This window comes from Kocuria tytonicola (genome assembly GCF_003687175.1).
GTDB classification, from domain to species: domain Bacteria; phylum Actinomycetota; class Actinomycetes; order Actinomycetales; family Micrococcaceae; genus Kocuria; species Kocuria tytonicola.
This window is the reverse complement of sequence record NZ_RDEX01000001.1, coordinates 526,432-540,183: the sequence shown is the minus strand read 5'-3', so window position 1 is coordinate 540,183 and position 13,752 is coordinate 526,432. Positions and strand designations below refer to the sequence as shown.

At 69.7% G+C, this 13,752-nt stretch carries 14 protein-coding genes; 11 read left to right on the top strand and 3 right to left on the bottom strand.

Going from position 1 to position 13,752, the window contains the following annotated elements; all coding sequences use genetic code 11:
* Positions 1-4 precede the first annotated feature (4 nt).
* Complete coding sequence (locus EAE32_RS02405; protein ID WP_121864071.1) at positions 5-415, bottom strand: PaaI family thioesterase; 411 nt, start codon at positions 413-415, stop codon at positions 5-7.
* Between the two features lie 244 nt (positions 416-659).
* Between EAE32_RS02405 and paaA the strand changes: the two genes are divergently transcribed.
* From paaA to EAE32_RS02365, 8 genes are all read left to right on the top strand, one after another.
* Positions 660-1,718, top strand: coding sequence for a 1,2-phenylacetyl-CoA epoxidase subunit PaaA (gene paaA / locus EAE32_RS02400; protein ID WP_121864070.1), 1,059 nt, complete (start codon positions 660-662; stop codon positions 1,716-1,718).
* Positions 1,719-1,720: 2 nt separating this feature from the next.
* Positions 1,721-2,017, top strand: coding sequence for a 1,2-phenylacetyl-CoA epoxidase subunit PaaB (gene paaB / locus EAE32_RS02395; RefSeq protein WP_055082364.1), 297 nt, complete (start codon positions 1,721-1,723; stop codon positions 2,015-2,017).
* Complete coding sequence (paaC, locus tag EAE32_RS02390) at positions 2,014-2,850, top strand: 1,2-phenylacetyl-CoA epoxidase subunit PaaC (RefSeq protein WP_121864069.1); 837 nt, start codon at positions 2,014-2,016, stop codon at positions 2,848-2,850. The genes paaB and paaC overlap by 4 nt, the downstream gene beginning before the upstream one ends.
* A 65-nt stretch (positions 2,851-2,915) precedes the next feature.
* Positions 2,916-3,437, top strand: coding sequence for a 1,2-phenylacetyl-CoA epoxidase subunit PaaD (gene paaD, locus EAE32_RS02385; protein ID WP_165860474.1), 522 nt, complete (start codon positions 2,916-2,918; stop codon positions 3,435-3,437).
* 2 nt (positions 3,438-3,439) lie between these two features.
* Entirely contained in the window at positions 3,440-4,639 is a 1,200-nt protein-coding gene (gene paaE / locus EAE32_RS02380) for a 1,2-phenylacetyl-CoA epoxidase subunit PaaE (RefSeq protein WP_121845815.1), read from the top strand.
* A 241-nt stretch (positions 4,640-4,880) separates the two neighbouring features.
* Complete coding sequence (locus EAE32_RS02375; RefSeq protein WP_121845816.1) at positions 4,881-5,654, top strand: enoyl-CoA hydratase/isomerase family protein; 774 nt, start codon at positions 4,881-4,883, stop codon at positions 5,652-5,654.
* Between the two features lie 297 nt (positions 5,655-5,951).
* Positions 5,952-6,803 carry a formate/nitrite transporter family protein gene (locus EAE32_RS02370; RefSeq protein ID WP_121845817.1) on the top strand — a complete coding sequence of 284 codons (852 nt, stop codon included), beginning with the start codon at positions 5,952-5,954 and terminating at the stop codon, positions 6,801-6,803.
* 325 nt (positions 6,804-7,128) lie between these two features.
* Entirely contained in the window at positions 7,129-9,123 is a 1,995-nt protein-coding gene (locus EAE32_RS02365; protein WP_121845825.1) for a M13 family metallopeptidase, read from the top strand.
* 96 nt (positions 9,124-9,219) lie between these two features.
* Here EAE32_RS02365 and EAE32_RS02360 read toward each other — a convergent pair whose 3' ends face one another.
* Complete coding sequence (locus tag EAE32_RS02360; protein ID WP_121864068.1) at positions 9,220-9,597, bottom strand: DUF4190 domain-containing protein; 378 nt, start codon at positions 9,595-9,597, stop codon at positions 9,220-9,222.
* Between the two features lie 149 nt (positions 9,598-9,746).
* Here EAE32_RS02360 and EAE32_RS02355 point away from each other — a divergent pair, with 149 nt between their 5' ends.
* From EAE32_RS02355 to EAE32_RS02345, 3 genes are all read left to right on the top strand, one after another.
* The gene (locus tag EAE32_RS02355; RefSeq protein WP_121864067.1) at positions 9,747-10,139 is read left to right on the top strand and encodes a YidH family protein; all 393 of its coding nucleotides are present in this window, start codon (positions 9,747-9,749) and stop codon (positions 10,137-10,139) included.
* The gene (locus EAE32_RS02350) at positions 10,136-10,477 is read left to right on the top strand and encodes a DUF202 domain-containing protein (protein WP_121864066.1); all 342 of its coding nucleotides are present in this window, start codon (positions 10,136-10,138) and stop codon (positions 10,475-10,477) included. Before EAE32_RS02355 ends, EAE32_RS02350 begins: the two co-directional genes overlap by 4 nt.
* Positions 10,478-10,603: 126 nt before the next feature.
* Positions 10,604-12,148 carry an amino acid permease gene (locus tag EAE32_RS02345; protein ID WP_121845821.1) on the top strand — a complete coding sequence of 515 codons (1,545 nt, stop codon included), beginning with the start codon at positions 10,604-10,606 and terminating at the stop codon, positions 12,146-12,148.
* 206 nt (positions 12,149-12,354) lie between these two features.
* Here the strand turns inward: EAE32_RS02345 and EAE32_RS02340 are convergent, their stop codons facing one another.
* Positions 12,355-13,644, bottom strand: coding sequence for an adenylosuccinate synthase (locus EAE32_RS02340; protein ID WP_121845822.1), 1,290 nt, complete (start codon positions 13,642-13,644; stop codon positions 12,355-12,357).
* Between the last annotated feature and the right edge of the window lie 108 nt (positions 13,645-13,752).

Genomic DNA, 13,752 nt, shown 5'->3' with positions numbered 1-13,752 from the left:
GCATTCACGCTTTCTGACGGCGGGGCACGGTGCGGCTGCGGCCGCGGAACTGGGCCACGAGCTCGCCGTCCGCGGTGGTGACGGTGATGTCGCACAGGCCGCTGCGTCCCGTGGTGGCGATCTGGCGGCCCTCCGCCACCAGGGTCTGCCCGGGCTGCGCGGAGCTGAGGAAGTTGATGTCCACGCCCTGCGCCACGGTCATGGTGGCGCCGTCCGGGTCCGGGTCGTTGCAGGTCATGGCGAAGCACGTGTCTGCCAGGGAGAAGATCATCCCGCCGTGGACGATCCCGAAGCCGTTGACCATCTCCTCCCGCACCACCATGGAGATCTCGCAGTGGCCAGGGTCCGCGCGCAGCACGGTGACGCCCAGCCACTCGGAGGCTCGGTCCCCCGTGAGGACAGGATGGTGTGGCACGGCGCGCTCCTCGAAACTTTTGTGAACGATCGGTCAGTAGACAACCCCGAAATGTGACGTGTGTCAATGAGTGGCGGCCGCGTTGCAGGGCCGCCGCCATTGACGGCCTCCTCCCCCGTGGGCGGAAAATGTGTTGACGGCCACACCGGGGGTCTATATTCTGAACGAGCGGTCAGTTATTATCGTCGGCAGCGTACAGAGTTCACCCTCCGCTCCCATCTCACCCGTGAACCGAGGACACACCATGACTGAGCAGACCACCACTGCGGACCAGGCGGCCACCACCGCCGAGCAGCAGCACTTCGAGCACCTCATCAGCGAGGACTCCCGCGTGGAGCCCCGCGACTGGATGCCGGAGGCCTACCGCAAGAGCCTGACCCGTCAGGTCTCCCAGCACGCGCACTCCGAGATCATCGGCATGCAGCCGGAGGCCAACTGGATCACCCGCGCCCCGAGCCTCAAGCGCAAGGCCGTGCTGATGGCCAAGGTCCAGGACGAGGCAGGCCACGGGCTGTACCTCTACTCCGCCGCGGAGACCCTGGGCACCCCGCGCTCCGTGCTCAACGAGCAGCTGCTCAGCGGCAAGGCCAAGTACTCCTCGATCTTCAACTACCCGGCCCGCACGTGGGCGGACATGGGCGCCATCGGCTGGCTCGTGGACGGCGCCGCGATCTGCAACCAGGTCCCGCTGTGCCGCGCCTCCTACGGCCCGTACGGCCGCGCCATGGTGCGCATCTGCAAGGAGGAGTCCTTCCACCAGCGCCAGGGCTGGGAGATCCTCTACGAGCTCTCCCACGGCACCGAGGCCCAGAAGCAGATGGCACAGGACGCCGTGAACCGCTTCTACGGCCCGGCCCTGCAGATGTTCGGCCCCCCGGACGCCGACTCCCCCAACTCGCAGCAGTCCATGCAGTGGAACATCAAGCGCTTCTCCAACGACGAGCTGCGCCAGCGCTTCGTGGACATGATCGTCCCGCAGGCCGAAGCCCTGGGCCTGACCCTGCCGGACCCGGACCTGACGTGGAACGAGGAGCGCGGGCACTACGACTACGGCCAGCTGGACTGGGACGAGTTCATGTCCGTGATCAAGGGCTCCGGCCCGTGCAACGTGCAGCGCATGAAGCGCCGCCGCGAGGCACACGCGCAGGGAGCCTGGGTGCGGGAGGCCGCCGAGGCCTACGCCCAGCGGCAGGCGCGCGAGGCCGCGGAAGCTGCCGCGGCGGCGTCGGCGACGGATGCCGAGGCCACCGAGGAATTCACCGTCGTGGCGGGCCGCGGCTCCGCCGAGCTGATCGGAGCCTGAGCATGAGCGAGAACCAGACTGGCAACTGGCCCCTCTGGGAGGTCTTCGTGCGCTCCTCGCGCGGGCTGTCCCACGTGCACGCGGGATCCCTGCACGCCCCGGACGCCACCATGGCCGTGCGCAACGCGCGTGACCTCTACACGCGCCGCAACGAGGGCACGAGCGTGTGGGTGGTCCCCGCGGACGCCATCACGGCCTCGGACCCGGACTCCAAGGGCGGGTACTTCGAGTCCGCGCAGGGCAAGAGCTACCGCCACGCCACGTACTACACCAAGAGCGAAGGGGTGAAGCACCTGTGAGCGCGTTCGCCTCCCACGACTCCGCCACCAAGCAGTCCGCGGGCGTCGCCATCACCGCCGAGGAGATCGCGGAGACGGGCGGCCGGGCCCCGGAGGCCGTGGCCCAGTACGCGCTGCGGCTCGGCGACGACGCCCTGATGCTGTCCCAGCGTCTGGGCTGGTGGATCTCGCGGGCCCCCGAGCTCGAGGAGGACATCGCGCTCGGCAACATCGCACTGGACCTGATCGGCCACGCACGGTTCCTGCTGACCTACGCGGGTTCGGCATGGGGCAAGACCGAGGACGAGCTCGCGTACTTCCGCAACGAGGAGGAGTTCCGCTCCGTGCGCCTCGTGGAGCAGGAGAACGGGGACTTCGGGCAGACCATCGCCCGCCAGCTGCTGTTCTCCTTCTACCAGTACGAGCTCTACTCGGCGCTGCAGTCCTCCACGGACCAGACGCTCGCGGCCATCGCGGACAAGGCCCTCAAGGAGGTGGAGTACCACCAGGACCACGCGGCCCAGTGGATCCTGCGCCTGGGGCTCGGCACCGAGGAGTCCAAGCGGCGCATCCAGGACGGGCTCTACTACATGTGGCCCTACCTGGACGAGCTGTTCGCGGACGAGCCGCTGCACGACGAGCTCGAGGGCATTGTCGTGCGCCCCTCCACGCTGCGCGAGCGGACCTTGGAGCGCGTGACCGCACTGCTGGCCGAGGCCGAGCTGGAGGTCCCGAACGTGGCCCAGGCGCGGCTGTCCGCGGCTCCGAGGGACGGCGCCTACTCCGAGTACCGCGGGTACATCCTCGCCGAGATGCAGTGGCTCGCCCGCCAGCATCCCGGCGCCACGTGGTGAGCACCGTGTTCTCCCGCGTTCCGCCCCGCTCGCTGCCGCCCACGGGTGGCGTGGCGCCCCGCGAGGTGCCCCTCGGCCCTTCGCAGCGACCGGACGATCCGCGCGACGCCACCCTGTGGGACGTCGCCGCCACCGTGTGCGACCCCGAGATCCCCGTGCTCACGCTCGAGGACCTCGGGGTGCTGCGGGACGCGGTGGCCGGGGAGGACGAGACGGTGGTGGTGATCACCCCCACCTACTCCGGGTGCCCCGCCATGGACACCATGGCCGCGGACCTCGAGGCCGCCGTCACCGCCGCGGGCTACGAGAACGTGCGCGTGGTGCAGGTGCTGCGCCCGGCGTGGACCACGGACTGGATGTCCCCCGAGGGCCGGGCGAAGCTCAGCGAGTACGGCATCGCCCCGCCCACCGGACGGACCGCCGCCGGGCACAACTCCGGGCCGGTGCGGCTGAGCCTCGCGGTGAAGTGCCCGCGGTGCGACTCCCTGCGCACGCACGAGATGACCCGCTTCGGGTCCACGTCCTGCAAGGCCCTGTGGGTCTGCGACGACTGCAAAGAACCCTTCGACTACTTCAAGGTGCACTGATCATGAGCGAAACCGCGGACACCTCCGCCCTGGAGGACGCCACCGAAGCCAGCGCGGGGGGCGGCAGGCGCCGCGCCACGTTCAACACCCTCACGGTCTCCGAGGTGCGCAAGCTGACCTCGGACTCCGTGGAGGTCACGTTCGACGTCCCCGAGGACCTCGTGGCGGACTACGACTACCTCCCGGGTCAGTACGTGGCCATCCGCGCCATGATCAACGGGCACGAGGTGCGCCGGTCCTACTCGATCTGCGCGGACCCCACCCCGGGCGAGATCCGCGTGGCCATCAAGAAGGACATGGGCGGCGTGTTCTCCACATGGGCCAACGAGCAGCTGGCCGCCGGGGACACCCTGGACGTGATGAACCCGCAGGGCGCGTTCACCTCCAAGGTCAACATCACCTCCATGAACGACCCCGAGAAGCTCGCGGAGAAGGAGGTGGCCAAGAAGCGCAACGTGCACCTGGTGGCCTTCGCCGCCGGTTCCGGGATCACGCCCATCATGGCGATCGCCCGCGCGCTGCTGCGCGCCTCGGACACCGCTCAGATGGACGTCGTCTACGCCAACCGCTCGTCCATGGACGTGATGTTCGCGGAGGAGCTGGGCGACCTCAAGGACAAGTACCCCGCGCGCCTGGCCGTGCACCACGTGCTCTCCCGCGAGCAGCGGATCTCCCCGCTGATGTCCGGGCGGATCGACCACGACAAGCTGGAGGAGCTGCTGGAGCACGTGATCCAGGTGGACTCCGCGGACGAGTGGTTCCTGTGCGGGCCGTTCGAGCTCGTGCAGCTGTGCCGGGACGTGCTCAAGGAGCGCGGCGTGGACGAGTCCCGTGTGCGCTTCGAGCTGTTCACCACGGGCAAGCCCACCGCACCCCAGGGCCAGCAGGGCCGCCCGGTCGTGGCGGACCCCAAGGGCGAGAACTACAAGATCGTCTTCACCCTGGACGGCACCTCCGCGCAGGTGGAGTCCCCGAAGTCCGCCGCGGAGACCGTGCTGAATGCCGCACTGCGTGTGCGCCCGGACGTCCCGTTCGCGTGCGCGGGCGGGGTGTGCGGCACGTGCCGCGCCAAGGTCACCAGGGGCGGGTTCGAGATGGAGGAGAACTTCGCGCTCGAGAAGGACGAGGTGGACGCCGGCTACGTGCTCACGTGCCAGACGCGCCCCACCTCGGACGAGCTGAGTGTGGACTTCGACGCCTGACCCACGTGCCGCCCTGTCGGCCGCACCGCTGCCCGGGTCCCGGCGCGCTGCCGGTGCGTGCTGCGGATTCCGCTCGCACCCACACCCCGCGGCAGCGCCGCCACGCACCCACGGCGACGACGCCGCACCGGCACCCGGGCGGCGCCGTCGCCGTCTCTGCCTGCCCACCCAGGCCACCGGCCCTGCCGCGCGCACGTCGCCCGGACCGCGCGGCCCGAACCGAAACCGCAAGGAGAACGCCGTGATCGAGCTGACCATCGAGGACGAGATCGCCCGCGTGGTGCTCAACGCGCCCCAGAAGATGAACTCGCTGGACGAGGACGCGCTGCGCGGGCTCGCCGCCGCGTACACCGAGGCGGAGGGGGCAGGGGTCCGTGCGCTGCTGCTCACCGGTGAGGGCCGGGGGTTCTGCGCCGGACGGGACATCTCCGGTGTGGACCCCGCCACGGACGACACCCAGGGGTACCTGGACGGGACCCTCGCACCCCTGCTGCGGCAGATGTCGAGCTTCCCGGCACCCACCTTCGCCGCGGTGCAGGGGGCGTGCCTGGGCGTGGGGCTGGGGCTGGCGATTGCCACGGACGTGGTCTACGTGGCGGAGAACGCGAAGATCGGCTCACCGTTCGCGAACCTGGGGGCCACGCTGGACTCCGGCGGGCACGCGCTGTTCACCGAGCGCCTCGGCGCGCATCGCACGCTGGACCTGATCTACACGGCCGAGCTGATGAGCGGCGCGGAGGCCGTGGCGGCGGGGCTGTTCTCCCGTGCCGTGCCCGCGGCCGAGCTCCTGGACTTCACCGTGTCCCGGGTGGAGAAGGTTGCCCGCGGTGCCACGCAGTCGTTCGTGGCGTCCAAGCAGCTCGTGGCGCAGATCCGGGACGAGCGGATCGGACTGTGGGAGTCCATGACCGCCGAGAACGCCGCCCAGACCGCACTGTGCGCCACCGCCGACTACCGCGAGGGCTTCAAGGCGTTCCAGGAGAAGCGGACACCGCGCTTCACCGGCAAGGGCTGACAGCGGAGGCTTCCGGGAGTTGCGCCGCTACTTTTGCTCCGTTGATGCAGCTTTTCACTGCCATGGGCTGCGTTTGCTCCGCTATTGCACCCTGCGGACCTCCGGGCCGCGTTTGCTCCGTTATTGCGGTGCCCGGCACCCCGGAGCTGCATCTGCTCCGACACTGCCGCGTGCAGGTTACCGGGCTGCATCTGCTCCGTTTCTGCAGCTTTCCGACGCCGCGGCCTGCACTTGCTCCGCCAGGCAGCAACTTCTGCGTGGGCGGGCGGGCGCACCCCGTGCCCTACGCTGAACCGCATGGCAGAGACCCGCGACAGCGAGACCGCACGGCGTTCCTCCGGGCGCACGGACCAGCCCCTCGAGGACGAGCTGGTCGAGGAGTTCCAGAACACCGTCCAGGAGGGTGCGGACCGGCTGCACCGCACCTGGCGAGCGCTGGTGGTCACGGGGCTGTTCGGCGGGATCGACGTGGGGCTCGGCATCATGGCCATGCTCGCCGTCATGGATGCCACCGGCTCCAAGCTGCTGGCAGGCACGGCGTTCGGCGTCGGCCTGCTGGCGCTGCGGCTGGCCCACTCCGAACTGTTCACCGAGGACTTCCTGCTGCCCATCAACGCGGTGGTCGCGGGGCACGGCACGTGGTGGTCCCTGCTGCGGCTGTGGGTTGTCACGCTGGTGACCAACCTCGTGGGCGGCTGGGCGTTCATGTGGGTGGTCGTGGCGGCGTTCCCGGACTTCTCCGCCACGCTCGTGGAGGTCGCCACAGGGTACGTCTCGGACGGCTTCGGCATGGAGACCGTGTGCCTCGCGCTGTTGGCCGGGTCCACGATCACCCTGATGACCCGCATGCAGCAGGGCACGGGCAGCGACATGATGACCGCCGTGATCTCGCTGATCGGCGGCTTCCTGGTGGTGGGCCTCGGGATGCTCCACGGCGCCCTGAACTCCATCGTGATGTTCGGCGCCATGCACGCCGGGTGGGACTACTCCTACCTGGACTGGCTCGGCTGGTTCGCGTGGGTGATCCCGTTCAACATGCTCGGCGGGCTGCTGATCATCTCGTTGCCCCGGCTCTTCCGCACGTGGGAGCTGCTCATGGCCGAACGACGCGGGGAGAAGATCTCGGGCGCGTCCTCCGGGGATGCCTGACCCCCTACGACGACGCCGCTCCGCCCACGTGTGCCCGCTGCGTCCGGACGGCGCCCCCTCCGGACGCGCAGCTCCCGTGGTGCGCCGCGACATGCGCCCTGGGACGCTGCGGGGTGGAGCAAAGGCACAGATCCGACCGCTGAACCGCATCTGCTCCGTTGTTGCAGCCGACCGAGAGCACGGGGCCGGCAGCAGAGGCCGACGCCGCCCCGGCCCGGTGCCGCGCGGGTGACGCCTGCCCCGCTCCGGCCCTCACCCGTTTAGCTGTCCGAAAAAGCCCCGCGCACCCGTGGAGCCGCACCGCGCGCGTGGTTAGCATGTGATCATGACAACTTCTGTGTTCGACCTCGACGCCTTCGACCCCTCGGTCCGCCCGCAGGACGACCTCTTCCGCCACGTCAACGGCACGTGGCTGCGCACTGCGCGGATCCCCGACGACAAGCCCGGCACCGGCGCGTTCGTCGAGCTGCGGGACCAGGCGGAGCAGGCGGTGCGCGAGATCATCACGGGCGCGAGCGCGGAGGGTGAGCAGGCGGCGTCGTCCGGGGAGCAGAGCGCGGAGACGAAGATCGCGCTGCTGTACCGGTCCTTCATGGACACCGAGCGGATCGAGGCGCTGGGCACCGAGCCGCTGCGCGAGGACCTGGACGCCGTGGCCGCGATCGACTCGCCGCGCGCGCTGTCCCGGTGGTTCGGCACGGCCATGCGCCGCGGTGTTGGTGCCGCGCTGGACATCGACCTGGACTCGGACCCGGGTGACCCGCAGCGCAACCTGGTGTTCGTGGGCCAGTCCGGGCTGGGCCTGCCGGACGAGGAGTACTACCGCGAGGAGCAGTACGCGCCGATCCGCGAGAAGTACCTGGCGCACGTCCAGAAGATGCTGGAGCTCGCCGGGTTCGACGACGCCGCGAGCCAGGCCCGCGCGGCCGTGGACCTGGAGACGCGCATCGCCTCCCACCACTGGGACAAGGTCACGGTCCGGGACCTCACCAAGATGTACAACCCCATGGAGTACACGGAGCTCGCGGGGCAGGTGCAGAACCTGGACTGGGACGCCGTGCTGGAGGGCGTGGGCCTGACGCCGGAGCACCTGGCCACCGTGGTCAACGCGCAGCCCAGCTTCTTCACCGGCCTGGACGGGCTGCTCACCCAGGACGAGCTGGAGGCGTGGAAGTCCTGGGCCCGCTGGCACGTGGTCTCCGCGCGCGCGGCATACCTCCCGGAGGCCTTCGTGGCGGAGAACTTCGCGTTCTACGGCACGGTGCTCTCCGGTACCCCGCAGCTGCGCGAGCGCTGGAAGCGCGGCGTCGGGCTGGTCAACGGGGCCCTGGGGGAGGCCGTGGGCAAGCTGTACGTCGCGGAGCACTTCTCCCCCACCGCCAAGGCCCGCATGGACGAGCTCGTGGCCAACCTGCTGGACGCCTACCGGGACTCCATCGAGCACCTGGACTGGATGACCGAGGACACCCGGGCGGAGGCCCTGAAGAAGCTCTCCGGGTTCACCCCCAAGATCGGCTACCCGGAGAAGTGGAAGGACTACTCCGCGCTGGAGATCCGCGGGGAGGACCTCGTGGGCAACGTGGTGCGGACCACCGAGTTCGCCGTGGCGGAGCTCGCACGCAAGGCCGGCAGGCCCGTGGAGAAGCACGAGTGGCTCATGACGCCGCAGACCGTGAACGCCTACTACCACCCGCTGCGCAACGAGATCGTCTTCCCCGCAGCCATCCTGCAGCCCCCGTTCTTCGACGAGGCGGCCGACGACGCCGTGAACTACGGCGGCATCGGCTCCGTGATCGGCCACGAGATCGGCCACGGCTTCGACGACAAGGGCTCCACGTGCGACGGCGAGGGCAAGCTGCGCAACTGGTGGACGGACGCGGACCGCGAGGCCTTCGAGGAGCGCACGGCCCGTCTGGTGGGCCAGTACGCGGCACTGTCCCCCGCCCAGTTCGGGGGCGCCGACGACGCTCCCCACGTCAACGGCGAGCTCACCCTGGGCGAGAACATCGGTGACCTGGGCGGCCTCTCCATTGCCTACAAGGCATGGAAGCGGGCCCAGGGGAAGATGACCACACCGGACACCGAGAGCATCGACGGGTACACCCCAGCGCAGCGCCTCTTCATCTCCTGGAGCTACGTGTGGCAGGAGAAGTCCCGGGACGAGGCCCTGCGCACGCGCATCGCCACGGATCCGCACTCCCCCGCGGAGTTCCGGGCAGGTCAGACCCCGCGCAACGTGGCGGCGTTCTACGAGGCGTTCGACGTCACCGAGGGCGACGGCATGTGGCTCCCCGAGGAGGAGCGCGTCACCATCTGGTAACACCCGCCCGCGCACGACGACGGCGGCCGACCACCTTATCGAGAGGGGGTCGGCCGCCGTGCGTCGCGGTCCGTGCTGGAGGGGGCGGACGCCCGGTCAGGTGTTCACCACGCCCTCGTTCACGATCTGCGTGAACATCACGCCCCAGAGGGTGAAGATCAGCACGAGCCACACGACCATGAGAACCAGCATGACGATGCCCACCCAGCCCAGGACCTTGCCCGCGGTGGCCCGGCCACCGAGCTCCTCCGCCTTCGTGGCCTGCCACAGGGCGAAGGGTCCGAGGAACGGGAGAACGGTGACGCCCAGGATCCCCAGGATGAGGGAGAGGTCGGTGCTCCTGGAGGCCTCGGCGTAGCGCTGGGCGTCCTGGGGGCTGCCAGGGACGTACTCCCAGCGACCGGCCGGCGGGGTGTACTGCTGCGTCTGCTGGCGGGCCCGGGGGTCCTCGGCCGACTGGTTGCTCGAGCTCACGATCTGGCCTCCGTGTGGTGGGGGGGGGAACGAGTCCAGCCATCCTCTCCCAGCCCGTGCCCAGGGACAAGGAGCCGCGGGGTCGGCAGCCTGCCGCCGACCGCCCCTCCAGCGCATACGATCGGGGAACAACCACCCCGAGGAGAACCGTGAGCGACCCCCAAGACCCGGCCGAGCGGCGTCGTGGTGCGCTGAGCGAGCGGCTGCTGCGCGGCGGAGCGGAACCCGACCCCCGCTTCACGCTGGCCAACGAGCGCACGTTCCTGGCCTGGATCCGCACGTCCCTGGCCTTCCTGGCGGGAGGCATCGCCGTGGAGGCGTTCACCGGCGACATCTTCGACGTGGCCGTGCGCACGTTCCTGGCAGTGGTGCTGCTCCTCCTGGGCATGCTGCTGAGCGCGGGTGCCGCCGTGCGCTGGCTCAACGTGGAGCGCTCCATGCGGCACAGTGCTCCCCTGCCGCTGCCCCTGATCGCGCCGCTCGTGGCCGTGGGCGGGGCCATTGCCTCGGGGGTGCTCGTCGTGGTGGTCCTGACCCAATGAGCCCCGCCCCGGCCCCGGCCGGTCGCGGGCACGAGGACCCCGGACTGCAGCCCGAGCGGACCGTCCTCTCCTGGGGCCGCACCATGCTGGCCCTGTGCACCGCGGCCGCCGTCTACCTCAAGTGGCTGCCCATGCACGGGGTGTTCGTGCTCTGCCTGTTCACCGTGGCCCTGTGCCTGGCCGGTGGCATCTATGCCACCCAGCGCTTGCGCTACCGCAGGTCGGCCACGGGAATCGCCGGGGAGCGGATCACGCCGGACGCGGTGTCCGTCCTCCTGACCTCCGGGGCGTGCGTACTCTTGGGGGTGCTGGGGATCACCACCCTGCTTCTTTTCTGAGGAGTTGTCGCCATTTCGGCGGCTGCTGCCGTGGAAACGACCCGTTCAACCGGCGAACACCGCATAATTGCGGTCAGTCGCAGCACACCTGCTCGGCACCGGACCAACACTTCCTGGGAGGACCCAGTGACTCCATCTTCGTCCGGTCGGGGACGCGCGGAGGCGGCCACCGCCCCGCCCCGCGCGAGTGATTCCCACCTCTCCGACCCGCAGCGCGCCCGTCATGACGGCCCCGACGACGGTTCGCTCCAGCGCACTCTGAAGTCCCGCCACCTGACCATGATCGCCATGGGTGGGGCCATCGGCACCGGCCTGTTCGTGGCCTCCGGCAACTCCATCAACACCGCCGGACCGGGCGGCGCACTGGTGGCCTACGCCGCGATCGGGCTGATGGTCTTCCTGCTCATGCAGTCCCTGGGCGAGATGGCCACGCACCTGCCCGTTGCGGGCTCCTTCGAGGAGTACTCCACCCGGTACATCAGCCGCTCCTTCGGCTTCGCCATCGGCTGGAACTACTGGTACAACTGGGCGATCACCGTGGCCGCGGAGCTGGTGGCGGCCGCCCTGGTGATGCGGTACTGGTTCCCGGACGTGCCCGCCTGGATCTGGTCCGCAGCGTTCCTGGTGATCCTGTTCGCCCTCAATGCGCTCAGCGCGCGCGCCTACGGCGAGGGCGAGTTCTGGTTCTCGCTCATCAAGGTGATCACGGTGGTGGTGTTCCTGGTGCTGGGTGTCCTCATGATCCTGGGGATCCTGGGCGGGCCCTCCCCCGGCTTCCACAACTGGACCGCGGGTGAGGCGCCGTTCGTGAACGGTTTCACGGGCATCATGTCCATCTTCATGGTGGCCGGCTTCTCCTTCCAGGGCACCGAGCTGGTGGGTGTGGCCGCCGGTGAGGCCGAGAACCCCGGCAAGACGGTCCCCAAGGCCATCCGCACCGTGTTCGTGCGCATCCTGCTCTTCTACATCGGTGCGATTGCCGTGATCGGTTTCCTGATCCCCTACACCGATCCCCACCTGCTGGCGAGCGAGGTGGAGGACGTCTCCATCTCCCCGTTCACCCTGGTCTTCGAGCACGCGGGCGTGCTGGCCGCGGCGTCCGTGATGAACGCCGTGATCCTCACCGCCATCCTCTCCGCAGGCAACTCGGGGCTTTATGCCTCAACCCGCATGCTCTACGCGCTGGCGAAGACCGGCAAGGCCCCGCGTTTCCTCGCCCGGGTCAACCGACGCGGCGTACCCATGTACGCCCTGCTGGCCACCACGCTGATCGGCATGTCCTGCTTCCTCACCACCCTGATCGGTGAGGGAGAGGCCTACGTGTGGCTCATCAACGCCTCGGGCCTGGCGGGCTTCATCGTGTGGATGGGCATTGCGTGGAGCCACTACCGCTTCCGCAAGGCCTACGTGCTGCAGGGCGGGGACCCCAAAGACCTCACCTACCGCGCCCGGTTCTTCCCCGTGGGGCCCATCGTGGCGCTCGTGATGTGCGCCATCGTGATCGTGGGCCAGGGCTACAGCATCTTCACCTCCGGGGACGTCAACCCCCTGAGCCTGCTGTCCTCCTACCTGGGCCTGCCGATCTTCCTGGCCCTGTGGCTCGGCCACAAGCTGGCCACCAAGGACAAGCCCGTGGACCTGCGCACCGCGGACGTGACCCCCGGGCACTGACCCCGGCACCCGGCGCGCCGTGGCACTGCACGGTGCGCGGGCGTCGTCGTACGACGGCGGCCGCGCACCCACCCGGGCCGCGCACCCACCCAGCCCGCTCATCCGCTGGGCTGCGCACCGGCCCCGGGGGAAACGTCCCGTCACAGGGGAACCGCCCCGCTCTCCCGGGGGAGAGCGGGGCGGTTCCGTGTCCGCGGGCGGACGGGTCAGTCAGCGATGAGGTCCCGCACCACGATGGTGTCGTCGCGGTCCGGGCCCACACCGATCGCGGAGATCCGGCACCCGGACATGGCCTCCAGCGCCTGGACGTAGTCCCGCGCATTCTGCGGCAGGTCCTCCAGGGCGCGCGCGCCGGTGATGTCCTCGGTCCAGCCCGGAAAGGTCTCGTAGACCGGCTTGGCATGGTGGAAGTCGGACTGGGTCATGGGCATCTCGTCGAAGCGCTGGCCGTCCACCTCGTAGGCCACGCACACCGGGATCTCCCGCAGCCCGGTGAGCACGTCCAGCTTGGTCACGAACAGGTCCGTGAAGCCGTTGATCCGGGCGGCCTGGCGCGCCATCACGGCGTCGTACCAGCCCGTGCGGCGCGGGCGGCCGGTGTTGACGCCGAACTCGCCGCCCGTGGTGCGCAGCCGCTCACCCATCTCGTCGAAGAGCTCCGTGGGGAACGGGCCCGCACCCACACGCGTGGTGTACGCCTTCTGGATCCCGATCACACGGGTGATGCGCGTGGGGCCCACACCGGAGCCCACGGACGCGCCGCCCGCAGTGGGGTTCGAGGAGGTGACGAACGGGTAGGTGCCGTGGTCCACGTCCAGGTAGGTGGCCTGGCCGCCCTCCATGAGGACCACCTCGTCCCGGTCCAGCGCCTCGTTGAGCAGCCGCGTGGAGTCCACGATCATGGGCGCCAGCCGGTCCGCGAAGCCCAGGAAGTACTCGGCGATCTCGTCCACCTCGAACGCGCGGCGGTTGTAGAGCTTCACCAGCAGCTCGTTCTTCTGCCGCAGGGCCCCCTCGATCTTCTGGCGCAGGATGGACTCGTCCAGGATGTCCTGCACGCGGATGCCCAGGCGCCCCACCTTGTCCATGTAGGTGGGACCGATGCCCCGGCCCGTGGTACCGATGGCGCGCTTGCCCAGGAACCGTTCGCTGACCTGGTCCAGCGTCTGGTGGTACGGGGCCACCAGGTGCGCGTTGGCGGAGATCCGCAAGTGGGAGGTGTCCGCTCCGCGCGCCTCGAGGCCGTCGATCTCCTCGAACAGGGCCTGCGGGTTGATGACCACGCCGTTGCCGATCACGGAGGTGGCGTTGGGGCTGAGGATGCCCGCCGGGAGGAGCTTGAGCTCGAACTTCTCCCCGCCCACCACCACGGTGTGCCCCGCGTTGTTGCCGCCGTTGGGCTTGACCACGTAGTCCACGCGGCCACCCAGGAGATCCGTGGCCTTGCCCTTGCCCTCATCGCCCCACTGGGCGCCGACGATCACGATTGCTGGCATGGAAGCACTCTCTATCCGGGTGTGGCCCGATGGGTGGAAGGAACCGAGAGCCAAGTCTACCCGGCGCCGTCCGCGGCGATCCGGTGGCCACGGTACTGAGTTCGGGGA

Bases quoted from the DNA above. Each gene is read 5' to 3' on its own strand.
- EAE32_RS02340 (WP_121845822.1), bottom strand. From the start codon at position 13,644: ATGCCAGCAATCGTGATCGTCGGCGCCCAGTGGGGCGATGAGGGCAAG.
- paaB (WP_055082364.1), top strand. From the start codon at position 1,721: ATGAGCGAGAACCAGACTGGCAACTGGCCCCTCTGGGAGGTCTTCGTG.
- paaA (WP_121864070.1), top strand. From the start codon at position 660: ATGACTGAGCAGACCACCACTGCGGACCAGGCGGCCACCACCGCCGAG.
- paaE (WP_121845815.1), top strand. From the start codon at position 3,440: ATGAGCGAAACCGCGGACACCTCCGCCCTGGAGGACGCCACCGAAGCC.
- EAE32_RS02365 (WP_121845825.1), top strand. From the start codon at position 7,129: ATGACAACTTCTGTGTTCGACCTCGACGCCTTCGACCCCTCGGTCCGC.
- EAE32_RS02350 (WP_121864066.1), top strand. From the start codon at position 10,136: ATGAGCCCCGCCCCGGCCCCGGCCGGTCGCGGGCACGAGGACCCCGGA.
- EAE32_RS02370 (WP_121845817.1), top strand. From the start codon at position 5,952: ATGGCAGAGACCCGCGACAGCGAGACCGCACGGCGTTCCTCCGGGCGC.